The organism is Paracoccus methylovorus (assembly GCF_016919705.1).
GTDB lineage: Bacteria > Pseudomonadota > Alphaproteobacteria > Rhodobacterales > Rhodobacteraceae > Paracoccus > Paracoccus methylovorus.
Genome location: NZ_CP070369.1, coordinates 339,671 through 361,535, shown reverse-complemented (window position 1 = coordinate 361,535; position 21,865 = coordinate 339,671). Strand labels below are relative to the sequence as shown.

At 61.2% G+C, this 21,865-nt stretch carries 27 protein-coding genes and 1 pseudogene; 11 read left to right on the top strand and 17 right to left on the bottom strand.

Annotated elements, in window-relative coordinates; translation table 11 throughout:
* Positions 1 to 29: 29 nt before the first annotated feature.
* Positions 30 to 917, bottom strand: coding sequence for a BKACE family enzyme (locus tag JWJ88_RS12590; RefSeq protein ID WP_205295299.1), 888 nt, complete (start codon positions 915 to 917; stop codon positions 30 to 32).
* 81 nt (positions 918 to 998) lie between these two features.
* Here JWJ88_RS12590 and JWJ88_RS12585 point away from each other — a divergent pair, with 81 nt between their 5' ends.
* On the top strand, positions 999 to 1,940 hold the full coding sequence (locus tag JWJ88_RS12585; RefSeq protein ID WP_205295298.1) for a GlxA family transcriptional regulator: 942 nt from the start codon (positions 999 to 1,001) through the stop codon (positions 1,938 to 1,940).
* On the opposite strand, the gene JWJ88_RS12580 is transcribed toward JWJ88_RS12585, so the two are convergent.
* Genes JWJ88_RS12580 through JWJ88_RS12570 form a run of 3 tightly spaced genes read right to left on the bottom strand, consistent with a single transcriptional unit; the run spans position 1,937 to position 5,921 of the window.
* Positions 1,937 to 2,716 carry a carnitinyl-CoA dehydratase gene (locus JWJ88_RS12580; RefSeq protein WP_205295297.1) on the bottom strand — a complete coding sequence of 260 codons (780 nt, stop codon included), beginning with the start codon at positions 2,714 to 2,716 and terminating at the stop codon, positions 1,937 to 1,939. The two genes, JWJ88_RS12585 and JWJ88_RS12580, sit on opposite strands and share 4 nt — an antisense overlap.
* Positions 2,713 to 4,746, bottom strand: a complete 2,034-nt coding sequence (locus JWJ88_RS12575; protein ID WP_205295296.1) for an acetate--CoA ligase family protein — start codon at positions 4,744 to 4,746, stop codon at positions 2,713 to 2,715. Before JWJ88_RS12575 ends, JWJ88_RS12580 begins: the two co-directional genes overlap by 4 nt.
* Before the next feature lie 14 nt (positions 4,747 to 4,760).
* The gene (locus JWJ88_RS12570) at positions 4,761 to 5,921 is read right to left on the bottom strand and encodes an acyl-CoA dehydrogenase family protein (RefSeq protein ID WP_205295295.1); all 1,161 of its coding nucleotides are present in this window, start codon (positions 5,919 to 5,921) and stop codon (positions 4,761 to 4,763) included.
* A gap of 112 nt (positions 5,922 to 6,033) precedes the next feature.
* Here JWJ88_RS12570 and JWJ88_RS12565 point away from each other — a divergent pair, with 112 nt between their 5' ends.
* Positions 6,034 to 6,939 carry a GlxA family transcriptional regulator gene (locus tag JWJ88_RS12565; RefSeq protein ID WP_322985193.1) on the top strand — a complete coding sequence of 302 codons (906 nt, stop codon included), beginning with the start codon at positions 6,034 to 6,036 and terminating at the stop codon, positions 6,937 to 6,939.
* 260 nt (positions 6,940 to 7,199) lie between these two features.
* On the opposite strand, the gene JWJ88_RS12560 is transcribed toward JWJ88_RS12565, so the two are convergent.
* Genes JWJ88_RS12560 through JWJ88_RS12550 form a run of 3 tightly spaced genes read right to left on the bottom strand, consistent with a single transcriptional unit; the run spans position 7,200 to position 8,751 of the window.
* Complete coding sequence (locus JWJ88_RS12560; RefSeq protein WP_205295293.1) at positions 7,200 to 8,183, bottom strand: aldo/keto reductase; 984 nt, start codon at positions 8,181 to 8,183, stop codon at positions 7,200 to 7,202.
* Positions 8,158 to 8,361 (bottom strand): hypothetical protein, encoded by a 204-nt coding sequence (locus tag JWJ88_RS12555; RefSeq protein ID WP_205295292.1) that lies wholly within the window; start codon positions 8,359 to 8,361, stop codon positions 8,158 to 8,160. The genes JWJ88_RS12560 and JWJ88_RS12555 overlap by 26 nt, the downstream gene beginning before the upstream one ends.
* 12 nt (positions 8,362 to 8,373) lie before the next feature.
* The gene (locus JWJ88_RS12550; protein WP_205295291.1) at positions 8,374 to 8,751 is read right to left on the bottom strand and encodes a hypothetical protein; all 378 of its coding nucleotides are present in this window, start codon (positions 8,749 to 8,751) and stop codon (positions 8,374 to 8,376) included.
* Between JWJ88_RS12550 and JWJ88_RS12545 the strand changes: the two genes are divergently transcribed.
* Genes JWJ88_RS12545 through JWJ88_RS12535 form a run of 3 tightly spaced genes read left to right on the top strand, consistent with a single transcriptional unit; the run spans position 8,738 to position 12,099 of the window.
* Positions 8,738 to 9,286 (top strand): TRAP transporter small permease subunit, encoded by a 549-nt coding sequence (locus JWJ88_RS12545; RefSeq protein WP_205295290.1) that lies wholly within the window; start codon positions 8,738 to 8,740, stop codon positions 9,284 to 9,286. The two genes, JWJ88_RS12550 and JWJ88_RS12545, sit on opposite strands and share 14 nt — an antisense overlap.
* An 8-nt stretch (positions 9,287 to 9,294) precedes the next feature.
* Positions 9,295 to 10,932, top strand: a complete 1,638-nt coding sequence (locus tag JWJ88_RS12540) for a TRAP transporter large permease subunit (RefSeq protein ID WP_205295289.1) — start codon at positions 9,295 to 9,297, stop codon at positions 10,930 to 10,932.
* A 48-nt stretch (positions 10,933 to 10,980) separates the two neighbouring features.
* Positions 10,981 to 12,099, top strand: a complete 1,119-nt coding sequence (locus JWJ88_RS12535) for a TRAP transporter substrate-binding protein (RefSeq protein ID WP_205295288.1) — start codon at positions 10,981 to 10,983, stop codon at positions 12,097 to 12,099.
* An 8-nt stretch (positions 12,100 to 12,107) separates the two neighbouring features.
* On the opposite strand, the gene JWJ88_RS12530 is transcribed toward JWJ88_RS12535, so the two are convergent.
* The 4 genes from JWJ88_RS12530 to JWJ88_RS12515 are packed head-to-tail and all read right to left on the bottom strand — an operon-like array spanning position 12,108 to position 14,276.
* The gene (locus JWJ88_RS12530) at positions 12,108 to 12,401 is read right to left on the bottom strand and encodes a hypothetical protein (protein ID WP_205295287.1); all 294 of its coding nucleotides are present in this window, start codon (positions 12,399 to 12,401) and stop codon (positions 12,108 to 12,110) included.
* Positions 12,398 to 13,474: an ACR3 family arsenite efflux transporter gene (gene arsB / locus JWJ88_RS12525; protein WP_205295286.1), complete on the bottom strand. Its 1,077-nt coding sequence runs from the start codon at positions 13,472 to 13,474 to the stop codon at positions 12,398 to 12,400. Before arsB ends, JWJ88_RS12530 begins: the two co-directional genes overlap by 4 nt.
* 14 nt (positions 13,475 to 13,488) lie before the next feature.
* Positions 13,489 to 13,914: an arsenate reductase (glutaredoxin) gene (gene arsC, locus JWJ88_RS12520; RefSeq protein ID WP_205295603.1), complete on the bottom strand. Its 426-nt coding sequence runs from the start codon at positions 13,912 to 13,914 to the stop codon at positions 13,489 to 13,491.
* A 2-nt stretch (positions 13,915 to 13,916) separates the two neighbouring features.
* Positions 13,917 to 14,276 (bottom strand): ArsR/SmtB family transcription factor, encoded by a 360-nt coding sequence (locus JWJ88_RS12515; RefSeq protein WP_205295285.1) that lies wholly within the window; start codon positions 14,274 to 14,276, stop codon positions 13,917 to 13,919.
* A 383-nt stretch (positions 14,277 to 14,659) separates the two neighbouring features.
* On the opposite strand from JWJ88_RS12515, the gene JWJ88_RS12510 reads away from it, so the two are divergent.
* The 3 genes and pseudogenes from JWJ88_RS12510 to JWJ88_RS22185 all read left to right on the top strand — a co-directional run bounded on the left by JWJ88_RS12510 (position 14,660) and on the right by JWJ88_RS22185 (position 16,122).
* The gene (locus tag JWJ88_RS12510) at positions 14,660 to 15,190 is read left to right on the top strand and encodes a dihydrofolate reductase family protein (RefSeq protein WP_205295284.1); all 531 of its coding nucleotides are present in this window, start codon (positions 14,660 to 14,662) and stop codon (positions 15,188 to 15,190) included.
* A 280-nt stretch (positions 15,191 to 15,470) separates the two neighbouring features.
* A pseudogene (locus JWJ88_RS22190) lies at positions 15,471 to 15,835 on the top strand (ABC transporter ATP-binding protein); the annotation flags it as partial.
* 128 nt (positions 15,836 to 15,963) lie between these two features.
* Positions 15,964 to 16,122 carry a P-loop NTPase family protein gene (locus JWJ88_RS22185; RefSeq protein WP_240200263.1) on the top strand — a complete coding sequence of 53 codons (159 nt, stop codon included), beginning with the start codon at positions 15,964 to 15,966 and terminating at the stop codon, positions 16,120 to 16,122.
* Positions 16,123 to 16,222: 100 nt separating this feature from the next.
* Here JWJ88_RS22185 and rsgA read toward each other — a convergent pair whose 3' ends face one another.
* From rsgA to JWJ88_RS22065, 6 genes are all read right to left on the bottom strand, one after another.
* Positions 16,223 to 17,269: a ribosome small subunit-dependent GTPase A gene (gene rsgA / locus JWJ88_RS12500; protein ID WP_205295602.1), complete on the bottom strand. Its 1,047-nt coding sequence runs from the start codon at positions 17,267 to 17,269 to the stop codon at positions 16,223 to 16,225.
* Positions 17,270 to 17,375: 106 nt separating this feature from the next.
* A complete protein-coding gene (locus JWJ88_RS12495) occupies positions 17,376 to 17,918 on the bottom strand; it encodes a flavin reductase family protein (RefSeq protein WP_205295283.1) in 543 nt (180 codons plus the stop codon).
* Between the two features lie 20 nt (positions 17,919 to 17,938).
* Positions 17,939 to 18,298 carry a DUF4186 domain-containing protein gene (locus JWJ88_RS12490; RefSeq protein ID WP_205295282.1) on the bottom strand — a complete coding sequence of 120 codons (360 nt, stop codon included), beginning with the start codon at positions 18,296 to 18,298 and terminating at the stop codon, positions 17,939 to 17,941.
* Positions 18,295 to 19,275, bottom strand: a complete 981-nt coding sequence (locus JWJ88_RS12485) for a zinc-dependent alcohol dehydrogenase family protein (RefSeq protein WP_205295601.1) — start codon at positions 19,273 to 19,275, stop codon at positions 18,295 to 18,297. Before JWJ88_RS12485 ends, JWJ88_RS12490 begins: the two co-directional genes overlap by 4 nt.
* A 343-nt stretch (positions 19,276 to 19,618) precedes the next feature.
* The gene (locus JWJ88_RS21780) at positions 19,619 to 19,972 is read right to left on the bottom strand and encodes a hypothetical protein (protein ID WP_240200236.1); all 354 of its coding nucleotides are present in this window, start codon (positions 19,970 to 19,972) and stop codon (positions 19,619 to 19,621) included.
* Positions 19,935 to 20,639, bottom strand: a complete 705-nt coding sequence (locus JWJ88_RS22065; RefSeq protein WP_322985392.1) for an MFS transporter — start codon at positions 20,637 to 20,639, stop codon at positions 19,935 to 19,937. The genes JWJ88_RS21780 and JWJ88_RS22065 overlap by 38 nt, the downstream gene beginning before the upstream one ends.
* A 27-nt stretch (positions 20,640 to 20,666) precedes the next feature.
* On the opposite strand from JWJ88_RS22065, the gene JWJ88_RS12475 reads away from it, so the two are divergent.
* The 3 genes from JWJ88_RS12475 to JWJ88_RS12465 all read left to right on the top strand — a co-directional run bounded on the left by JWJ88_RS12475 (position 20,667) and on the right by JWJ88_RS12465 (position 21,635).
* On the top strand, positions 20,667 to 20,879 hold the full coding sequence (locus JWJ88_RS12475; RefSeq protein ID WP_205295600.1) for a cold-shock protein: 213 nt from the start codon (positions 20,667 to 20,669) through the stop codon (positions 20,877 to 20,879).
* Between the two features lie 119 nt (positions 20,880 to 20,998).
* A complete protein-coding gene (locus tag JWJ88_RS12470) occupies positions 20,999 to 21,223 on the top strand; it encodes a hypothetical protein (RefSeq protein WP_205295281.1) in 225 nt (74 codons plus the stop codon).
* 43 nt (positions 21,224 to 21,266) lie between these two features.
* Positions 21,267 to 21,635 carry a DUF6481 family protein gene (locus JWJ88_RS12465; protein ID WP_205295280.1) on the top strand — a complete coding sequence of 123 codons (369 nt, stop codon included), beginning with the start codon at positions 21,267 to 21,269 and terminating at the stop codon, positions 21,633 to 21,635.
* Positions 21,636 to 21,865 lie beyond the last annotated feature (230 nt).

Genomic DNA, 21,865 nt, shown 5'->3' with positions numbered 1-21,865 from the left:
TCTTTCTCCCTGTTGTGGCGCCCTGCCGTTCAGCGGCGGGTCAGCTTCAGTTTTTCGCGCACCTCTGCCGGGCCAAGAATGCGGCAGCCCATGGCATTCAGAATTGTCGAGGCGCGTTCGACAAGATCGCCGTTGCGGGCCAGAACCCCGCGATCCAGCCAGATGTTGTCCTCAAGCCCCACACGGACATTGCCGCCCGCAAGTGCGGCCTGAGCGACATAGGGCATCTGCATCCGCCCGATGGAAAACATGGAATAGACCCATCCCGCCGGGATATTGTTCACCATCGCCATCAGGCTGTTGGGATCATTCGGGGCACCGTAAGGGATACCCATGCAAAGCTGGATCATCACAGGATCGTCGATAAGACCTTCATCCACCAGCGTTTTCGCCAGCCACAGATGGCCGGTGTCAAAAACCTCGATTTCCGGGCGCACGCCTGCCGCCTGAATGCGCGCGGCCATGGCGCGAAGCGTGCCCGGCGTGTTGGTCATGACATAATCGGCTTCGGCAAAGTTCATCGTGCCGCAGTCGAGGGTGCAGATCTCGGGCAGCAGTTCCTCGACATGAACCAGCCGCTCGGTCGCGCCGACGATGTCGGATTGGGGGGAAAGCGGCAAAGGCGCCTCGGCCGAACCCAGCACGATGTCGCCACCCATCCCGGCAGTCAGGTTCAGGACAACATCGACATCGGACGAGCGTACCCGGTCCACGACCTCGCGATATAGCGCCGGATCGCGGGACGGCGCGCCGGTTTCGGGGTCGCGGACATGCACATGGGCGATGGCGGCGCCGGCATTCGCGGCTTCGATACAGGCATCGGCGATCTGCTTGGGGGTGACCGGCACAAGGTCGGATTTCTTGTGGCTTTGTCCTGATCCGGTAACGGCGCAGGTGATGAATACATCGTGGTTCATCGGAATCCTCGGATAGGTGATCCTTTCAGGTTACGAGGATTTGCTTGGTGTGTTATGCATATTCGGCCATAATCTTTGCCTATGCAGCCATTTTCAGCCTTTCATCTGACATTCCTCCTGCTTGACGGCTTTTCCAACATGGTGTTGGCCAATGCGATCGAGCCATTGCGCGCGGCCCGGGACCTTAGCGGAAAGCGGCTGTTTTCGTGGCAGATCGCCTCGCCTAACGGAGCGGTAGTGACCAGTTCCTCGCGATTGTCGATCGGAGTCGACATCGCCTTGCCCCGCGTTGGCGCAACGGACGCGTTGATCGTGGTCGCGGGCTATGGTGTGCGTGATCATCTGCGCCGGGTGACCTTGCAGCAGGTGTTGCAAAAGGGCCGCGGACTGCCCTTGGTCGGCGGCATCGACACGGGCGCATGGATGCTAGCCGAGGCGGGGTTGCTGGCCGGTCGTCGCGCCACAATCCACTGGATGGAACATGAAGCGTTGGCCGAGGCATTCCCCGAAGTCGAGGTCATCTCGGCCCCTTGGGTCACCGACGGCAATACCGTCACGGCGGGCGGCGCACAGGGGGTTTTATCCTGGTCGCTGGACCTGATCGGGCAAAGGGCCGACGACGCTTTACGCTATGATGTCGGCAATATGTTCGGTCGCACCCATATGGACCCCGCGATGGCCGGACAGGCCCGCATGATCGACCGCGCTCTGCCCGCCCCTTTGCAACGCGCTATTCTGGCGATGCGCGAAAGTGCCGAACACCCCTTGCCGCTGGTGGCCATCGCGGCCCGGGCGGCCTTGTCGACGCGCACCATGGACAGGCTGTTCCGCGCCCATCTGGGCATGGCTGCGGGTGGATATTACCGGCAGATCCGCCTGTCTCACGCCCGTGCCCTGGCTATCGATTCCGCTCAGCCACTGGACGAGATCGCCTCTCGCACGGGCTTTTCATCGGCCTCGACCTTGGCGCGGGCCTATCGGGCGCATTTCGGAGAAACCATCAGGGGAACACAGAGGGGTTAGCGCCCCGTCCAGACCGGATCGCGCTTTTCCGCAAAGGCGCGCGCACCTTCGATCTGGTCCTCGGATCGGTAAAGCTTTTCGACGGTTTCGAACTGGCTTTTGGTGATGCGGTTCAGGGCGTCCTGAAACTTCATGTCCTCGGCCTCGCGGACAATTTCCTTGATCGCCGCAAAAACCAGCGGAGGGCCAGAGGCCAGTTCGTCAGCCAGTGCTCGCGCGGCGGTCATCAGGCGGTCGGAGGGCAGGATGCGGTTCACCAATCCCCAACGCGCGGCTTCGGGCGCGTCAATCCAGCGGCCGGTCAACAGCATTTCCATCGCGATGTGATAGGGGATGCGCTTGGGCAGCTTGATCGAGGCAGCGTCGGCAACCGTGCCCGACCTGATTTCCGGCAGGGCGAAAGTCGCATGATCGGCGGCCAGGATAATGTCGCCCGACAGGGCCAGTTCCAGCCCGCCACCGCAACAGATGCCGTTCACGGCGACAATGACGGGCTTGTTCAGCCCCCGCAATTCCTGCAAGCCGCCAAATCCGCCGACACCATAGTCGCTGTCGACCGCATCGCCGCCCGCCGCCGCCTTCAGGTCCCATCCGGGGCAAAAGAATTTCTCGCCTGAGCCGGTCAGGATGGCAACGCGCAATTCGGGGTCGTCACGAAAACAGGTAAAGACCTCGCCCATGATGCGGCTGGTGGCGAGGTCGATGGCATTGGCATTGGGGCGGTCCAGAGTAACCTCGAAGACATGGCCACGGATTTCGGTTCGGATCGGGTTCATGTATTTTCCCTTCGGATCAGCGCGTCGACCGCGACGGCATCATCGGTGCGACAAATGAGCGGGTTGATTTCGACTTCGACAAGACGGGGTGTCGTATGGACATAATCCTGCACCGCCATGACAGTGGCAGTGATGGCGTCAAGGCTGGCGGCAGGCGCACCACGCCAGCCCTGAAGAAGCGGCCAGATGTTCAGGCCACGTACCGCCTGTTCAATATCGGCACGCGTCACCGGCAGCAGCAATGCGGCGCTGTCGCGCAGCAGTTCAGTCAGCACGCCGCCCGCGCCAATGGTCAGCAGCCAGCCATGAGGGGGGTCGCGGGTCACGCCGATCAGAAGCTCGGCGATGCCGCCAGTCACCATTTCCTCGATCAGGAAGGACGGCGCCTGCATCTGTAGGGCGGCATCGCGGACAGTGTCGGTGCCGGACAGATCCAACACCACCGCCCCGGCTTCGGTCTTGTGGGCAAAGCCCTCACCTTTCAGCACGACCGGAAAGCCGATCCGTTCGGCAGTTTCGGCAGCCTGATCGGCGGTTCGCGCGGGGCTTGCTTTGGGGATGCGCAGGCCATGGGCCCCCAGTTCAGCCTTGGCCTGCACCTCCGTCAGCAGGATCGGGACAGCGGGTTCGGGCCCAAGCGGCCAGACCGGCGCTGGATCGTCCACCGGAACAGGGCTTGCCGCGACCGCAATCGCGGCCATTGCTTCCGAAATGCCGCAAAACGGGACGATTCCTTGCATGACACATCGCCATGCAATGTCTTCAGGTATGTTTTCGGGCAAGGTCGCAATCAGGCCAAGCGGCATCGCGGGCGCAGGGCTGCCGATGCGGGAAGATTCCAACGCGGTCACCACGTCATCCCACTCTTGTGCCGTGCAGCGGTCGATCCGCGGAAAGTCCAGCACCAGACAGGTCATGGCCAGCGACGGGTCGGCGATGGCGCGAAAGCAATTCGTCATCGCCTCGCGATCCCCCCAGATATAGGTGTGGTAATCCAAAGGGTTGGACAGCGCGACCCTGGGACCCAAGGCATGACGTAGCGCATCGAGTTGCGCCCGGTTCAGCGCCGGATAATCGACACCATGCGCCAGCCCCGCATCCGCCATCAGGCTGGCCTCACCCCCCGAACAGGACAGAGACGCGATGCGGTTCGAGGACAAGGAACCGGCGACATGCAGGAGTTTCAGGGTTTCAAGCAGCACCGGCAGGCTGTCAACCTGCGCTATGCCAAGGCGCCGCAGCAGCGCCCGCCCCGCCGCATCCGATCCGGCCAGCGAGGCCGTATGTGACACCGTAGCCGCCCTTGCCTGATCGGACACCCCGACCTTCAGCGCGACGATGCGCTTGCCCAGATGGCGGGCGGTCGCTGCCAATGCCTCGAAACCGGGCAGATCGCCAATGCCCTCGATATGCAGCCCAAGGGCGGTCACGCGCGGATCGGCCAGCAGGGCCTGCCCGACCTCGGCAAAGCCCACCCGCGCCTGATTGCCCAGCGTCACCACGTAGCCAAGGGGCAAACCGCGTCGCTGCATCGTCAGGTTCAGCGCGATGTTCGAGCTTTGCGTGATGATGGCCACGCCGCGATCAACCCTGTCGCAACCGTGCTGGTCGGGCCAGAGCGCGGCACCGTCCAACGCATTGATGAAACCGTAGCAATTCGGCCCCAGAAAGGGCATCGACCCCGCCGCCATGACAAGCCTGTCCTGCATCGCGGCCCCGTCCGTCAGTTCGGCTGCGGCCTCGCTAAAGCCTGCTGCAAAACAGACCGCGCCGCCGGCCCCCATCGCGGCCAGATCAGCCATGACACCCAGCGCAGCATCGCGGTTCACGCCAATGAAAACCGCATCGGGGGTTTCGGGTAGATCGGCCAACCGCGCAAAGGCAGGCAGGCCGCCGATCTGGGGTTGTGAGGGATGAACCGGCCAGAGCTGCCCCTGATAGCCGATGCGCTGGCAGGCACGGACGATATTGCCGCACCAGCCGCTGCCCCCCACGGCAGCGATCGACCGGGGACGAAGCAGCCTTTCCATGGGTTCCCCGGCCATCACACACCCAAGGGCCGGAACAGGTCGCGGCTGATGATATGGCGCTGGATTTCGGATGTGCCGTCCCAGATGCGTTCGACGCGGGCGTCGCGCCAGAACCGTTCGATCGGGAAATCGTCCATCAACCCCATGCCGCCGTGGATCTGCAGCGTCGCATCTGTCACTCGCGCCAGCATTTCCGAGGCAAACAGCTTGGCGCTGGCGATCTCGCGGTTGGCGGGCAGGTTCTTGTCCAGACGCCACGCGCCGGACAAGGTCAGCCAGTCGGCGGCGTCGATTTCGGTGATCATGTCGGCAACCTGAAACCCGATGCCTTGAAATCGCGCGATAGGCTGGCCGAACTGGCGACGCTCAGCGGCATAGTGCAAGGCATGATTGAAGCAGCGCCGCGCACGGCCCACGCAAAAGGCAGCCACCGTCAGGCGGGTGGCGTAAAGCCAGTCGTTCATGACCTTGAAACCGCCATCGACCTCGCCCAGCACCTGTGCATCGGGCAGACGGCAGTTGTCGAAATACAGCGTGTAGTTGCGATAGCCGCGATGCGAGACAGAGTTATAGCCGTCCCGCACCTCAAACCCCTGCGTGTCGCGATCGACCAGAAAACATGTGATCCGTCGCTTTGGCCCCTGCGGCGTGTCATCGGTCCCGGTCGCCACGAAAACGATGAAGAAATCGGCATGTTCGGCGCCGGAAATGAAATGCTTGGAGCCGTTGACGACCCAATCACCTCCGTCGCGCAAAGCTTGACATTTCATGCCGCGCACATCCGAGCCCGCGTCGGGTTCGGTCATCGCCAGCGCATCCATGCGCTCGCCCCGCACAGCCGGCAGCAGATAGCGTTCGCGCTGGTCGCCCGTGCAGGCCATCAGGATGTTCTGGGGGCGGCCAAAGAAATGGGTCAGCGCCATGGATCCCCGGCCCAGTTCGCGTTCGACCAGCGTTACGTCCAGATGCGACAGTCCCGCGCCGCCCACATCTTCGGGAAAGTTGCAGGCGTAAAAGCCAAGATCAATTACTTTGCGTTTGATCTCGTTGCCCAGCTCATGGGGCACTTGGCCCGTACGTTCGATCAGCGCCTCATGCGGGTAGATTTCGTTTTCCACGAAACTGCGCACCGTCGAGACGATCATCTGCTGTTCTTCGTTCAGCCCGAAATCCATCGCGCTTCCTCTTGCTGATTCTTGCAGAGGATGGAACAGATCGGACAGGCAGGTCATGCAGGGTTGTCCAATCACCATGCAAAAATGGAAGCAAAGCGAAAGATCGCGACAGGTGGACATCCTGCTGTTCGACCAATTTTCAAATCATTGCCTTGCCAATGCGGTCGAGCCCCTGCGGGCAGCCAACACGCTTTCGCGCAAACCGCTGTATCGTTGGCGCTTTCTCAGTATCGACGGCATGCCTGTCGTTTCATCCAGCGGGCTGCCGGTGGTGCCCGAAATCGCCCTGCCCCGCAGCGAGGGCGGCGATTATCTGGCGGTGATGCCCAGCTATGACTTTCGCAAGCATGCCAGCGCCGCCAACCTGCGTGCTCTGCGGGTGGCGGCACAGCGGCGCTACCAGGCACTGGTTGGCATGGATACCGGTAGCTGGCTCCTGGCCGCCGCAGGTCTGCTGGACAGGCGGCGAGCGACGATACACTGGGATGAGTTGGACGCCATGGCCGAGGCCTTTCCCGAGGTCGAGGTCCGGCCCGACCGCTTCATCGTCGACGGCGACCGGCTGAGCTGCGGCGGAGTTACGACAAGTTTTGAGCTGATCCTGCACTTGATCCGCGAACAACACGGCCCGATGCTGTCGCTCGAGGTGGCGGCGCTGTTCATGCATGGCACCAGCGATCCGCCCTTGAAAAGCTTTGCGAATGCGGATGCTGCGATTCACGCCGCTGTCGCCCTGATGCGCCGCAATATCGAGGCTCCCCTGACCATTCCCCAGATCGCCGCCGAAATGGGCCTTGGGCGCAAAGGATTGGAAGCGCTGTTTCGGGCCGAGGTGGGCACCACGCCACAACTGCTTTACAAGACCCTGAGGCTGCGCGAGGCCCGCAGGCTGGCCACGCACACAAAGCAGAGCATCCCCGAAATTGCGACCCGTTGCGGCTACGCCGACGCCTCGGCGATGAGCCGCGCCTTCCGGCAGGAATTCGGTTGTACGCCATCATCTCTGCGCAACGGCTGACAGCACGATCCGCCTTGCGAAGGCCGGTCCTGCATCTGACGTGTGGCAAGGCCGTGCGGCCCATCTTCAGCAGCGGCCTGATGGGATCTGGCAAGGATGGTAAGCGGGTAAAGGCCGACGCACAGATGTCGATGAAATTCGCCCCTACACCGCCACGAACCGTGCCGGGAGTTGCTGGTTCAGGCGAAATGCCGAGAGCTTTGAGTTTTCGCCACCGCCTACGCCGGTCATGCGAACGATCGCATCTTGTCCCAGGGCACTCATGCGTTGACGCCCTTCATGCCTTCGGCGGTGTAGCGCTCTCCGGAAACAGGCAGCCCGGACAGGGCCTGTTCGAGAGCGATGCGCTCTGCCTCTCCAAGTTCGATTGACGCTGCAGCAGCGTTTTCTTCGAGATACTTGATCTGCCTCGTGCCGGGGATCGGCACAATGTCGTCGCCCTTGGCCAGCAGCCATGCCAGCGCAACCTGCGCCGGAGTGCAGCCTTTCTCGGCGGCAATACCGCGCACGACATCGACCAGCGCACCGTTGGTTGCGGCATTTTCCGGTGCGAAGCGCGGCAGGGTTGCACGGAAATCGCCCTCTTCGAACTGCGATCCTGCCTGAAACCGGCCTGTCAGGAATCCGCGGCCAAGCGGGGAATAGGCGACGAAGCCGATGCCCAGCTCACGGCAGGTCGGCAGGATTTCGGCTTCCACATCGCGGGTCCAGAGCGAGTATTCGGTCTGCACCGCCGTCACCGGATGAACGGCATGGGCACGGCGCAGCGTTTCGGCACTGACCTCGCAAAGCCCGATATGGCCGATCTTGCCCTCACGTTTCAGCGCAGCCAGCGCCTCCATCGTCTCCTCGATGGGACGTTCGCGATTGATGCGGTGAACGTAATACAGGTCGATCTGGTCCACCCCCAGCCGTTTAAGCGATCCTTCACAGGCGCGGCGCATATAGTCGGCGCTGTTGTCGATGGTGCGGGTGTATTCGCCGGGCTTGCGTACAATGCCGAACTTTGTGGCGATCTTCACGTCCGCACGGCTGTCGGCAAGGAAACGGCCGATCAGTTCCTCGTTATGGTGCGGGCCATAGGTGTCGGCGGTATCGAGAAAGTCGAGGCCAAGATCGACGGAACGTCGCAGAACCGCCAGCGACTCTGCATCGTCGCGCGGGCCGTAGAACTCGCTCATTCCCATGCACCCCAGACCGATGGCGGATACCGAAAGGTCAGTGCCAAGCATTCGATGTTGCATTGCTTTGCTCCTTGTTCGCTTCAGTTAAAGGTGGTTTTCTACTTCGATGAATAAAGCCACCAATAGCCGTAATCCGGTTTCCGAAATCGGAAATCGTAATGCGAGCCGCCTGCGCTGGGATGACGCACGCGTATTCCTTATGATCGAAGATGTTGCGACGACCGGTTGAATCCGCCATGGGAGCCAGTTCCTAGGTGGTCTGACTCTCACACCGACTGACCGTCGTGTCGTTCCCCGAACCTGTCGGCCGCCCAGGAACGCTTTTGCGGAAAGGCTGCGCCTCAGCCAGTGTAGCCTTGTCCTTTGGGTTGCGGGCCGGTTCCAGCTCTCCACAGAAGGTATTGTCGCAGGAGCTCGGCCTTCTTGCCGGCACAGGAAATATTTTTTCTTTAAATTTAAATATGTTACGATAAAATGTGGTCGTTTTTGCAGAGTTCGACACGGGCTCCGATGAAATTTTCTTAGTCTCGGCGTTGAAAAAACTTGTCGTATCTGCGGCGGGAAAATTACTGTGTCGGATGTACGCCTCGCGCATGACCTGAACGGAGTAAGGTTTGACGGCACTCATCTCATTATCCCGCGCCATCGACAGAGTGAATGAACTCATCGGAAAAGCCGTCGCCTGGCTGATACTCGCGTCAATCGTCATATCGGCGACCAACGCCGTGTCGCGAAAGGCATTCAGCCTCAGCTCAAACGCCTGGCTTGAGGCCCAGTGGTACCTTTTTTCTGCCGCCTTCCTGCTTGCATCAGCCTGGACGTTGATGAGCAATGAACATGTCCGCGTCGATCTGCTATATAGCCGCATGAAACGGCGCGGACAGATCTACGTCGACATCATCGGAACCGTCCTGTTCCTGTTGCCATTCTGCGTGATTGTCGTCTGGCTTTCGTGGCCTGTCTTCATGGCCAAGCTGGCGTCGGGCGAGACCTCGAACAATACGGGCGGGTTGGTGCTGTGGCCCGCCTGGATGCTGATTCCCATCGGGTATACGTCGCTCGGCCTTCAAGGCATCTCTGAACTCATCAAGCGTATTGCCTGGCTCCGGGGGGATCTGCCCGATCCCGTGCTGGTGGCCGACGCCGACGCCGCAGAACTGTAAGGGCCCGCATGCAATTCATTGTCGAAAACATGGCCCCGCTGATGTTCGTGGGTCTGATCGTAATCCTGTTGTTCGGCTACCCGGTGGCCTTCGCACTTGCCTTTACCGGGCTTGCGTTCGGTCTTTTCGGGATAGAGCTTGGACTGCTGCCGGTTAACCTCTTTCACGCCATACCTGACCGTATCTTCGGCCAGATGGGGAACGAGACGATGCTCGCGATCCCCTTCTTCACATTCATGGGCCTGATCCTTGAAAGATCGGGGATGGCCGAGGATTTGCTGGACACCATCGGCCAGCTTTTCGGGCCGGTGCGCGGCGGCATTGCATTCGCGGTGATCGCGGTCGGGGCGCTGTTGGGTGCAACGACAGGTGTCGTTGCAGCTTCGGTGATCTCGATGGGGCTGATCTCGCTGCCGATCATGCTGCGCTATGGTTATGACCGGAAGGTTGCGGCGGGGACGATCGCAGCCTCGGGAACGCTGGCGCAGATCGTGCCGCCGTCGCTGGTCCTGATCGTTCTGGCCGACCAGCTTGGGCGGTCCGTCGGCGATATGTACAAGGGTGCGATGATTCCGGCCTTGGTGCTGGTCGGGTTCTACATGCTTTATATCGTCGCAGTCTCGATCATCTGGCCGCATAAGGTCCCCGCGCTACCCTTGGAAGCGCGCACGCTCCGGGGTGCCCGGCTGCTGTTGCGGGTCGTGACCTCGCTTATACCGCCCCTTATTTTGGTGTTCTTGGTTCTGGGCACCATCTTTCTCGGCATCGCTACCCCGACCGAAGGCGGCGCGATGGGCGCCATGGGTGCGCTTGTCCTCGCGCTCATCAAGCGCAAATTGACCCTGCCGCTGCTGCGTGACTCGATCTACGCAACAGCAAAGCTTTCTGCCTTCGTCTTGGCGATCCTTCTGGGTGCGCGGGCGTTCTCATTAACCTTCTATGGCGTAGACGGTCACATCTGGGTCGAGCATCTGATGACTTCGATCCCCGGCGGCACGTTGGGCTTTCTGATCGCAGCAAACCTTCTGGTTTTCTTTCTCGCGTTCTTTTTGGATTACTTTGAGCTCGCCTTTATCATCATCCCGCTGCTGGCGCCGGCGGCCCAGTCGCTGGGGATCGATCTGGTGTGGTTCGGGGTCATGCTTGCGATCAACATGCAAACCTCGTTCATGCATCCTCCCTTTGGCTTCTCTCTCTTCTTTCTGAGGTCGGTCGCACCGGCGCGACAGTATCGCGATAAGGTGACGGGGGAACTGATCCAACCGATAACGTCTAACCAGATCTATCTCGGGGCCATTCCCTACCTTGGGATCCAGCTTATCATGGTGCTGATCGTGGCCTCATTTCCGCAGCTTGTCATGCATTACAAAGGCGATGCCGTCGAATTTGATCCCGCAACTGTCAGGCTGAACCTGCCGGGCGGAGGCGGCGACACTGCGCCTTGGGGTGCTCCGCCAAGCTTTGGCGCTGCGCCGCCCACTTTCGGGGGAACCGCCGGGCAAACCCCCGCGCCGCCGGGTTTTGGCGCAACGACAGGTCAAACCCCGCCGCCAAGTATTGATGCGCCGACAGATCAAACCCCACCGGCGCCCAGCTTTGGCAATCCTGAAAGTCAGATCCCACCGCCACCAACCTTCGGACAATAATTCGCCATCACCAATAAGCACAATATCACGGGAGGAAAGGAAAAGAGGATGACTGATAATATTGAACGCCGCGGATTTCTTAAGAGATCTGCGACCCTTGGGCTTGGTGCCGCGGCAGCGGGTACGCTTGCCGCACCTGCTATCGCCCAATCCGCGCCGAACATCCGCTGGCGCTTGACTTCAGGTTTCCCAAACAACCTCGATACGATTTACGGCGGCGCCGTTTTCGCGGCCGAGCGTGTCAAGGCGATGACTGGCGGAAAATTCGAAATACAGGTTTTTCAGGCCGGTGAGATTGTTCCGGGTGGGCAGGCGCTGGATGCTGTGGCCGGAAATACTGTGGAGATCGCGCATACCTGCGGCTATTACTTTACAGGCAAGGACCCGGCTTTTGCCATCGGCTCGGCCATTCCCTTCGGTTTGAACTCACGGCTCCAGAATGCGTGGCTCTATCACGCCGGCGGGAATGAAGCTTATGACGATTTCCTTAAGGACCACGGGGTGATGGCGCGCCCAGGCGGTGCGACCGGCAGCCAGATGGGCGGTTGGTTTCGAAAGGAAATCAACTCTCTTCAGGATCTTAAAGGGATTAAAATGCGGATCGCCGGTGTCGCTGGCGATGTGATGTCACGACTTGGCGTAGTGCCACAGCAGCTTCCCGGAGGGGACATTTATCCAGCACTCGAACGCGGTACGATTGATGCAGCGGAGTGGGTCGGACCTTATGATGACGAACGGCTCGGCTTCTATCAGATTGCACCATATTACTATTATCCCTCCTTCTGGGAGGGTGGGCTGACCATCCATTTCTTTATAAATCCCGGAGAATGGGAAAAGCTGCCAGAAGAGTATAAGGCGGCTCTCGATACTGCCTTCCATGCAGCGAATATCAACATGCAGGCGCTTTACGATGTGAAAAATACGACTGCCATTCGATCACTCGTCGGAAAGGGCGCACAATTGCGCCCGCTGCCGCGTGATGTGATGGATGAAGCATATAAGCAAGCTTTTGCGCTGTACGAGGAATATTCGCAAAAGAGCCCGGCATGGGCCAAGATCTATCCTGACTGGAAAAAATTCCGCGAAGAGGGATTTGAATGGTTCCGTGTCGCTGAATTCTCCTATGACAGCTATGTCTTCGGTGCGCAGGCGGCAAATCAGCAATAGGATTACGGTCACACCCATATTTGGCAGGAGCGGCAAGCAATTTGCCGCTTTTTCAAGCATCCCTTGGTATCGTCAAGGGATGATGGGTGCGACCTGTTTGCTGACCAGAGTGCCGAAAATGCGAAGACGGAATTGGCGCTGAACGCCCTTGCATACAGTATAAAGCGATGATGGCCTTGATCGGAATCCGAGGCATCTTTCCCGCAGTGCGCGCCTGGCACGGTCGGGAGGGATCGCGGGTGCCCGTCGATCTTGGGCAGGCGCAGGGCATCGGCAGTCAGATTGGGCAGATCGGGGATCACGTGCGGATCTCCTTCAGGACAGCATTATCGGGAAACCAGCGCGATCCAAGGCGGAGCGCCACATGCACCAGCGCGATCAGCACTGGCACTTCGACCAGCGGGCCAATGACGGCGGCAAAGGCGACAGGCGAGGCCAAGCCATAGGCTGCAATGGCAACGGCAATCGCCAGTTCGAAGTTATTGCCGGCAGCGGTGAAGGCGATGGCCGTGGTGCGGGGATAATCCCGTGCGATCCAGCGCCCCATTGCAAAACTCACCATAAACTGGATGGCGAAATAGAGAGTCAGGGGCACCGCGATCCTGAGCGCATCAAACGGCAGGCGCAGCACATCACCGCCCTTCAGGCTGAACATGGCGACAATGGTGAACAGCAGCGCAATCAACGTGACCGGGCTGATTTTGGGTAAGAAAACGTCCCGATACCACGCGGCCCCCTTCCGTGCGATCAGGGCGCGCCGCGTCAGGAACCCTGCAAGGAAGGGCATGCCGAGATAGATCAACACGGCCTCGGTCACCGTCCAGAAGCCCACATCGACCACGCTGCCTTCCAATCCGAACAGGGGCGGCAGAAGCGTGAGGAACAGCCATGCGTAGGTCGAGAAGAACAGGATCTGGAAGATCGAATTAAAGGCCACCAGCCCTGCAACATACTGGTTGTCGCCCCGTGCAAGCTGGTTCCAGACCAGCACCATGGCGATACACCGGGCCAGACCGATCAGGATCAGGCCGGTCATGTATTCCGGCTGATCGCGCAGAAAGATTACAGCCAGAGCAAACATCAGCACCGGGCCGATGATCCAGTTCTGCACCAGCGACAGGATCAGCACAGGCTTGTCGGCAAAGACCTGCGGCAGTTCTTCATACCGCACCTTTGCCAGCGGCGGGTACATCATCAGGATCAGCCCGATGGCGATAGGAATATTGGTGGAGCCGACGGACATGGCGTTCAGCGCCTCGGGCAGTCCGATAAAGACCGTCCCAAGCAAGATACCGAAAGCCATTGCAGCAAAAATCCACACCGTCAGATAGCGGTCAAGAAAGGACAGCCGGCGGGCCGGAGCAATGCTGGTCATGGTGTTTCCCCCTATCAGGCGGAACGGATGCGGTTGCCGTGATCGTCCAGGACCCGCTCGCCGTCTTCTTTGCTGAACGCGGCCTGTTGGGGCGGCAGCAGATCCAGAACAGCATCCGAGGGGCGGCACAGGCGGGCGCCTTTGGGGCTGACAACGATGGGACGGTTGATCAGGATCGGATGCTCCGTCATCGCAGCGATCAGGGTGTCATCGCTCAACGTCTCGTCCCCCAGTCCCAGTTCTGCATAGGGGGTGTCCTTCTCGCGCAGCAGGGCGCGGGGCGTAATTCCCATGCGCTCGATAAGCTGCACCAGCATCTGACGGGACGGCGGGCATTTCAGATACTCGATCACATGTGGCTCGACACCGGCGTTGCGGATCATGGCGAGCGCGTTGCGGGACGTGCCGCAGGCGGGATTGTGATAGATCACGACATCCATGGTCATGCCTTTTCGATAACGGAGGGATCGCAGTCGCAGACCAGGGCAGTCATGACCGGCGCGCAGATTTCAGGATGGCCCTGACAACAGTCGCGCATCAGGAACTCCACGAGACCTGCCAACGCCGGATAGACGGCGGTGTAGATGATGAAGCGCCCGTCGCGGCGAGACTGCACAAGCCCGGCATGTTCCAGATGGGTCAGGTGGAACGAAAGCCGCGAGGTGGTTGCGCCCCCGATGGCCTCACCGACAGCTCCGGCTGCCATGCCTTCCGGCCCGGCCTGGACAAGCAGCCGCACAATGCGGAGCCGGGTTTCTTGGGAAAGGGCAGCGAAGGCGGATAGAGCTTCTGGTTCCAACATCGAATCAACATCTCAATAGTTGTTGATTAATACTAACGGAGCTGAATGCTCGCGACAAGCCATAACCTGCTGAGTGAAAGGCAAGGGTTCAGCCCAGTGACGGTCAACCTGGTGTCGCGCCAGACCCGAGCGGCTGCTATCGAGAAGCTACCACACAGCGAAAGTTACACCTGAGGTGCCGGCCCGCCCTTCGGGCACAGGGTCCACGGCAAGGCTGCAGGCCGGCACCGAACTTAAGCCAATCCTACGTTCGCAATGACGGAGACTGACGGTTTGCGCTTCGCTGGGTCACACCGACAAAGCAGCATCCTGATTGTCACGAACCTCCTTTCTACATACCATCGCTACCAGCTTTTCCGAGGAATCCGGGGAGGAGATCCGGCATGGCAAAACTCGTCTACGCCCTGAACCAGTCCTTGGATGGGTATATCGACCACACGGAGTTTGCGCCCGATCCCGTCCTCTTTCGGCATTTCATCGACGATGTGCGCAGTCTGACAGGCATGGTGTATGGTCGCCGCATGTACGAGGTGATGCGGTATTGGGACGAAGATCGTTCGGAATGGGACGCGGCGGAACGTGATTACGCGGCGGCGTGGCGGAGCCAACCAAAATGGGTCGTATCGCGCTCGTTGAAATCCGTTGGGCCAAACGCCACGCTCATTAAGCACGATATCGAGGCCACGATACGCGGACTGAAAACTCAGCTTGACGGCAAGATTGAAGTTGCCGGACCAGAGTTGGCGCAGAGCCTGACCGATTCTGGTCTTGTCGACGAGTATCGACTGTACATTCATCCCGTCGTGCTCGGTCACGGCAAGCCGTTCTTCGCGGGTCCGCAGCCACCGCTGCGCCTTGTGGCCAGCGATCGAATTGGCAAGGACGTGATCAGGTTGACCTACGTTCTCGCCTGAGGAGTTGCGCCGATGTGTCGGGTTCACTTTGAGTCGCGGATACATACGCAATTTCAGTGAATTGCAGTTGCTATAGATAGCTCGATCAATAGCGGACCGTGACCTCCATCAGGTCGGCAGAAAATCCTTCGGTGTCGGGCTTGGCAGGATTAACTCCGCTTGGTCCCACATTGCTTTCTATATCGAAGGGGGATCGCCGCACATGTTTGAATGGCAACTTTCTGCAAACTGCAGCGCAGCACTTTGATGCGCCGCCCGGTGGTAAAGGGCCGAAATCGGCAGCCGCGCCGCTCTTGCGATCCTGATCTTTGCGGAGCCGGATTTTCTGTTGCTGGACGAGCCGACAAACAATCTTGACCGTGATGGGCGCAGGGCGGTGATCGACCTTATCCGGGCTGGACAGGTGGAGCGATCATCGTCAGCCATGATCGTGAGCTTCTGGAGGAAATGGACGCCATTGTCGAACTGACCTTGCTTGGAGCGACCCGATACGGCGGGAATTATAGCGCCTGCCCATGCGGAAAAGACCCGCGTTGATGCTGCGCGGCGCGCGAGGACGGTGCCGGGCGCCGGGCACGGGCCAAGGGCGAGCAGCCGACAATCCTGATGGACGCCGCCAAGGGCCGGGCCGCAGCCTCGGGCGGTATGCACACGGCCCATGCGGCTACTGGCCCGGTTTGCTTTCCGTGCGGCAGATGCCTTGCGCCGGGCGGGTGAACCGAGGCTTGCGCGCCGGTCTCGCCTGTGCCCTTAAGGCCATGCCGCCTGGATTGTTGATCCTGGACGAGCCGACCAATCACCTTGATCTGGCCGACATCGCTGCACTGGAGGCCGCGCTGAATGCGTATGACGGTGCGGTGCTGGTTATCAGCCACGACGAAGCATTCCCTATATCGCTCGCACCGGACAGAACGATTCATCTTGGGGAATGACGGCAATGTCCCGCATCACGGCCCCGTCGACGGGAGCTTCTGCGTCGCCGCACCCTCTACGGTCGACAATGGGCCGGGATCCCTTTCCTACTTGCGCGGTTCAGCCTCGTTTACTGCGGGTTTTCGTCGTCTTGTTCCCACGCGGCCCGGACTGGACAGGGGTATTGCTCCGGTTCTCCGCCAGAAGTTTGCGCCACCGTTCAACACGCACCTGATCAAGCGTTCCAGCCGCAACGGCCGCCCGGACCGCGCATCCCGGTTCATGGGCATGGGTGCAGTTCCTGAAGCGGCACTCGGGCGCAAGTTCGGCGATTTCGGCGAACAACTGGTCCAGTCCAGTTGAAATGTCGCTGACATGCAGCGTTCGGATGCCGGGCGTATCGATCACCCAGCCACCACCGGAAATCGCATGGAGCGAGCGAGATGTGGTTGTGTGACGCCCTTTGGCGTCGGCTTCGCGGATGCTGCCGGTCAGTTGAGCCTCTTCCGGCGCCTTGGCCGCGAGCGTATTCAGCAGCGAGGACTTTCCCACCCCGGACGAGCCCACAAGGGCAACAGTCTGTCCTGCTGCGCACCAGCGGGCCAGCGCCTTGACCGCATCCGGCGCCCTTGCATTCAGCGTGACGACCTCCAGCCCGCGTTGCAGGTCTGCCGCCCGATCCCGCCAGGGTCCGGCATCCGCGACCTGGTCAGCCTTGGTCAGGACGATCACCGGCGTCGTCCCGGCCTCATTGGCAAGGGCCAGATACCGCTCCAGCCGCGCAAGGTTCAGGTCGTCATTGCAGGAAGAGACGATGAAGAGCGTGTCGACATTTGCCGCGATCAGTTGCGGGACCCGCCCCCCTTCGGTGCGCCGTTGCAGCACGGTCTTGCGGTCCAGTCGACGCACAAGCATCCGGGTGCCGGACTCGACCAGAACCCAGTCTCCCACGGCATAATCCGCCGTATTGGCTAGGGCGGAAAGGGTCAGCCTCACCGGACCGGACGTGGATTCCGCGGTCAATCTGGCCCGATGGACCGTCGCGATGCGCATGCGGGCGAGGCCTGTCTCCTCTGGTTCCAGTTGGTCGTCGAAAAACGCCGACCACCCGAGGGCCGTCAACGCCATGGATGCCTGATCTGATGAATGGGTCACGATGACCTGCATGGGCGCGATAGCTGGCTGATGCAAGCCTTGCCTTGCGGGATTATTGCACAGATGGCTCCCTTGCCCTCTTGCCAGCGCTGGTCCGGCTGACTCCACGCAACTGGGTCTATATCCCCTCGGGTAGCTTCGAGCGCATCGCGTCTCTGCGGTCGAGCCTGTCTCCATCGACGACAAAGCTGCCATCGCCCACCGCATGCAAGGTTCGCTTTTCGCTGCGGTCGCCGTCGAACCATGCCGCCAGTCCATCCAGCACCACGATGCCGTGCGGCTCGATGATGTCGACCACCCGGCATTCGACATTGGCGAGGCAGTCGCGGAGCAGCGGCGCGCGGACATGCGTCCCGGGACAGCGTGACAAGCCGAACCGTTCAAACTTGTCCACTTCCGCGCCCGAGCAGGTGCCGATACCGATCACCGTGTCGATCATGTCCATCGTCGGGATGGCGATGACGCATTCCCCGGACGCGCTGAGCGCGGTCCAGGAATGATTCCAATGGCCTGTGGCGATGGCGAAACGGGGCGTGAAATCCATCACCATGGTCCAGGTAATGGTCATGACGTTGTCCCGCCGGCCATCATTCGTGGTGATCAGGGTTACCGGTCCCGGCTCGATCAGGGTAAAGGCGCGGCCCAGCGGCAGTTCCTGCATGATGCTTCCTTTCGTTTCCATCAGCGGTCTTGCAGCCCGCCCTGCTCGATCCAGCGCATGAGGATATCGACGATCCGGGCCTGTTCGGCCTCGGTCAGCGCCCGACCCGGCGGGATGGCGTGCCATTTCGCAAGACAGGATCGGCAGCAGGTCGCGGTGGCGTGCTGGGCGATGAACACCGGATGGCCGCGCATCGGGGTCTGCCTGCCATCGTTCTTTGGCAGGGCCGGTGCCAGCCTTGCTGCGATAAAATCCGCGGCGTGGCTGCGGATCGTCCCCGTGCCCTTCGCGGCCAGATAGGCGCGCTCCCTCGGTCCCAGCCGGAACCGGCGGCGGAAATCCGACCGGGCGAGACGGGCGAAAAGCGCGTCCCCGGTCACGGCACCAGCACCGCCGCACCCTGGAAACGACCATGGCGCAGATCCTCCAGCGCCTCGTTGGCGTGGGCCAGGGGATAGGTCGTGGTCTCGGCACGGATGCCCGCCTTGGGCGCAAGGGCAAGGAATTCGACCGCGTCAGCGCGGGTCAGGTTGGCGACCGAAATGATCTGCCTCTCCTCCCACAGGATATCATAGGGGAATGACGGGATGTCGCTCATGTGGATGCCGCCGCAGACCACCCGACCGCCTTTCCGCACCGCTCGCAGCGCCAGCGGGACCAGCGCGCCGACCGGCGCGAACAGGATCGCGGCGTCCAGCGGTTCCGGCGGCATCTCCTCGGACGTCCCGGCCCAGGCGGCCCCCAACTGCCGCGCCATGGCCTGCGCGGCCACGTCGCCCGCGCGGGTGAAGGCGTAAACCTCGCGCCCCTGCCAGCGGAGCACCTGCGCCAGCAAATGCGCGGCCGCGCCGAAGCCATAAAGCCCAATCCGCTGTCCCTCGCCCGCCATCCTCAGTGAGCGCCAGCCGATCAGCCCCGCACACATCAGCGGCGCAATGGCCACCGGATCGTTGAAACCCTGCAGCGGGAAAGCGTAGGCGGCCTCGGCAAGGACATGGGTGGCGAAGCCGCCGTCGCGGGTGAAGCCGGTAAATTGCGGCGCGTCGCAGAGGTTTTCACGCCCCTCGGCGCAATAGGGGCAATGGCCGCAGCTATGGCCCAGCCACGCAACGCCGACGCGGGTGCCGGCCGCAAGAGTGACGCCCGGCCCCGCCGCCTCGACACGGCCGACGATCTCGTGCCCCGGCACGATGGGCAGTGGCCCGCCCGGCAAATCGCCGTCCACGACATGCAGGTCGGTGCGGCAGACGGCGCAGGCCTCGACGCGCAGCCGAACCTCGCCCGGACCCGGTTGTGGCAGGGGGCGTTCCTCCCAGACCAGCGGGCCACCGGTCCGGCGCAGGACCATGGCCCCCATCCTGCCGGTGGGAACAGGCTGCGGCGCTGTCGTCATCGGCCCCTCCAGTCATGGGCATCTGCCCCCACTCTCGCATGGCCGATGCAGCGTGCCAATCCAGTCCATAAAAGCCTGTGCGCGGAGCGGAATCATATGGCAGGACTCCAGCATGTCTTCCGGCTTTCTCGACTCGCTCTTATTGCTGCAGAATCCGGGCGAGCGTATCGAGCGCCAAGAAAGGACTCGCCGAGTCGTCCCCCGTCACCGGAAATGCTGCGCGATACACGAAGGGCAGCTTTGAGGGGTCGCGCCGCAGCATGGCTCTGCACAATGACCGACAGGTTGGGGCCGAACCCAACAGCACTCATCCCTGCTCCTGTTTTCTTTGTCTTCCACTTCTTCCTGCAAGAAGACAGCCGATGGCAGCGAGTTGTATCGCGGCAGCACAGGCGAACAGAAGAGCCGGGCCGACCGTCTCGCCAGATCGGGTCACACCGCGTATCAGCCCGAATACCGCCGGGGCGAAGGCATAGCCTGCCTGGCCGATGGCGACGATCAGCGGCACCATACGGGCGGCTTCGACCGGGCTGAATTCCTGCTGTGCGATCAGCGGCGGCAGCGAAGTGGCGTTGCCGATTCCCAGCCCGAACAGCGCGATGCCAAGAAACAGCCACGGGCCGCTATTCCCCACCGCCAGGACGAACAGCAGCGATCCCATCACCTGCACTCCGTAGCTCAAAGAAGCGACAAGGCGGCGGTTCGGCCCCCACGGGCATCATCCACACAACAACTGAACGCCCGAGGATCGCGGCCAGCGTCGCGCATCCCATCGTCAGACCCGCTGCTCTTTCGCCCAGCACCGGGACGAGCAGCGAAAACAGATGCGCCAACAATCCGATCTGGGCGAAGAGACCCAGCATCATGGCGATGGCCAGCGTCACGAATTTGTGGTTGCGGAAAAGCATACGAGAGACCGGCGCGCCGGCCTGGGGCGCGCTGATCCGCGGAATGGCGGCGGTCCGCCCGTCCGGGTTTTGCCCCATGCTTTCAGGCGTATGCCGGAATACCAGTACCGACAGAGTTACGACCGCCGCGACCATGACGCCCCCGACCGCCAGGGCTGCCGGCACAAAGCCGATAGCTGCGATCAGTGCGATCCACAGCGGTGAGAACATCACCCCGCCAAGGCTCGCACCGTTATAGGCCATGCCGAGCGCAGCCGGGCGGCGCAAGACGAACCAAGGGGCGATCAGCGCGTTCACTGCAGCCGCCCCCATGCCGACCCATCCCGCACCACTCGCCAGCACGGCCGCAAACAACTGCCAGGGCTCTGCCGCCAGTGCCCAGCCCGCGGCGCCAAGTCCCAGCAGCTCGGCGCCCAGCATGGTCACTCCGGGCACACCCAGAAGCGGATAGAGACCACCGGCACAGTAAAATGGTTCAATTCCACCAAAGGTTTCGGCTTTATTCAACCTGATGATGGTGGCGCTGACGCTTTCGTACATATCTCTGCGATTGAAAGATCCGGCATGCACGATCTCGTTGAGGGCCAAAAGATCGGCTACGATCTTGAGCGCGACAGCAAGTCAGGCAAAATGTCTGCCTGCAATCTGCAAGCGGCTTAATTTGCAGGGCTTTCGCGCCGTACAGCCCAAACATGACATGCGAAATCCAAAATCACCGGGTCGGGCATTTTTGTCCGGCTCTTTGTTTTCTGGCCTTCTGGCCTTCCGAAAGTGTGACCATGACCGAGACAATCAGTAAATCAAGACAACTGGCGGAAGTAGCTTTTGGAAAAACCCAGACCCAGTTTCTTGCCCGTCAACGTGCACTTAATGAGCACGATAGTATTACAACTGCGCGTGCGGAAAAGACGCTTCGGCTTCGCACTGCGCGGCTTGAAAAAACCCGGAGTGATATGCTCGCCGCTTCGGCAATTGATCAGCGGAAATGCGTGAAACAGGCCTGATGCGCGTTTACCTCCATCACACACGGCCATCCAATGAGAGAAAATGCGAAACAAAGAATTCTCTGACCGTCGCGGAAATGCCGCTACCGCCAAAGCAACCATGCTTGATGCTTTTCGCACGGCCCAAGCCACGGCCGCTCCAGAAAAGGCCGCAAAGCTGGCTCAACGTGTTGCCGTTGCGCAAGCCCGTGACCAGCGGCGCGCGCAACGCGAGCAAGTAAAGCGTGAAGAACAGCAGCAGCTGGAATCGGAGGCAGCAGCGCAGCGTGCGGCCAAGACGGCCGAGACTGAGCTTCGGAAATCCGCCATGGACGACCGTATTGCCCGGGTCGTGGCGGACGAGGTCGCCCGCAAGGCAGAGCGTGATCTGCGATATGCTAAGCGCAAGGCGGCTGCAATGGCCGCTGCCTGACCAAAACGGCGCGACAAAGCCCTAAGAGTGAGCATACAAATTCCCAACTTAGGGCGATGTTCATTTTCTCCGGCATTACTGGTCTTGCGCCGGGTGCCGGAGGATCCCCTTGATGCCCGGATGTCTGGTGCTCCAGGCTGCTTCGACTGCGATGCGGCGATGTCTTTAGATGACTTTCGCCCTCCCCGACGATTTTGCGCGATGACGCCTCGGCCACTTCGTACTCACGA

Bases quoted from the DNA above. Each gene is read 5' to 3' on its own strand.
- JWJ88_RS12510 (WP_205295284.1), top strand. From the start codon at position 14,660: ATGGCAAAACTCGTCTACGCCCTGAACCAGTCCTTGGATGGGTATATC.
- JWJ88_RS12470 (WP_205295281.1), top strand. From the start codon at position 20,999: ATGACCGAGACAATCAGTAAATCAAGACAACTGGCGGAAGTAGCTTTT.
- JWJ88_RS12585 (WP_205295298.1), top strand. From the start codon at position 999: ATGCAGCCATTTTCAGCCTTTCATCTGACATTCCTCCTGCTTGACGGC.
- JWJ88_RS12590 (WP_205295299.1), bottom strand. From the start codon at position 917: ATGAACCACGATGTATTCATCACCTGCGCCGTTACCGGATCAGGACAA.
- JWJ88_RS12555 (WP_205295292.1), bottom strand. From the start codon at position 8,361: ATGGCGGATTCAACCGGTCGTCGCAACATCTTCGATCATAAGGAATAC.
- rsgA (WP_205295602.1), bottom strand. From the start codon at position 17,269: ATGCAGGTCATCGTGACCCATTCATCAGATCAGGCATCCATGGCGTTG.
- JWJ88_RS12515 (WP_205295285.1), bottom strand. From the start codon at position 14,276: ATGTTGGAACCAGAAGCTCTATCCGCCTTCGCTGCCCTTTCCCAAGAA.
- JWJ88_RS12560 (WP_205295293.1), bottom strand. From the start codon at position 8,183: ATGCAACATCGAATGCTTGGCACTGACCTTTCGGTATCCGCCATCGGT.
- JWJ88_RS12575 (WP_205295296.1), bottom strand. From the start codon at position 4,746: ATGGAAAGGCTGCTTCGTCCCCGGTCGATCGCTGCCGTGGGGGGCAGC.
- JWJ88_RS12535 (WP_205295288.1), top strand. From the start codon at position 10,981: ATGACTGATAATATTGAACGCCGCGGATTTCTTAAGAGATCTGCGACC.
- JWJ88_RS12540 (WP_205295289.1), top strand. From the start codon at position 9,295: ATGCAATTCATTGTCGAAAACATGGCCCCGCTGATGTTCGTGGGTCTG.
- JWJ88_RS12465 (WP_205295280.1), top strand. From the start codon at position 21,267: ATGCGAAACAAAGAATTCTCTGACCGTCGCGGAAATGCCGCTACCGCC.
- JWJ88_RS12495 (WP_205295283.1), bottom strand. From the start codon at position 17,918: ATGCAGGAACTGCCGCTGGGCCGCGCCTTTACCCTGATCGAGCCGGGA.
- arsB (WP_205295286.1), bottom strand. From the start codon at position 13,474: ATGACCAGCATTGCTCCGGCCCGCCGGCTGTCCTTTCTTGACCGCTAT.
- JWJ88_RS12550 (WP_205295291.1), bottom strand. From the start codon at position 8,751: ATGAGTGCCGTCAAACCTTACTCCGTTCAGGTCATGCGCGAGGCGTAC.
- arsC (WP_205295603.1), bottom strand. From the start codon at position 13,914: ATGGATGTCGTGATCTATCACAATCCCGCCTGCGGCACGTCCCGCAAC.
- JWJ88_RS21780 (WP_240200236.1), bottom strand. From the start codon at position 19,972: ATGGGATCGCTGCTGTTCGTCCTGGCGGTGGGGAATAGCGGCCCGTGG.
- JWJ88_RS12580 (WP_205295297.1), bottom strand. From the start codon at position 2,716: ATGAACCCGATCCGAACCGAAATCCGTGGCCATGTCTTCGAGGTTACT.
- JWJ88_RS12485 (WP_205295601.1), bottom strand. From the start codon at position 19,275: ATGGGGGCCATGGTCCTGCGCCGGACCGGTGGCCCGCTGGTCTGGGAG.
- JWJ88_RS12570 (WP_205295295.1), bottom strand. From the start codon at position 5,921: ATGGATTTCGGGCTGAACGAAGAACAGCAGATGATCGTCTCGACGGTG.
- JWJ88_RS22065 (WP_322985392.1), bottom strand. From the start codon at position 20,639: ATGCTGGGCGCCGAGCTGCTGGGACTTGGCGCCGCGGGCTGGGCACTG.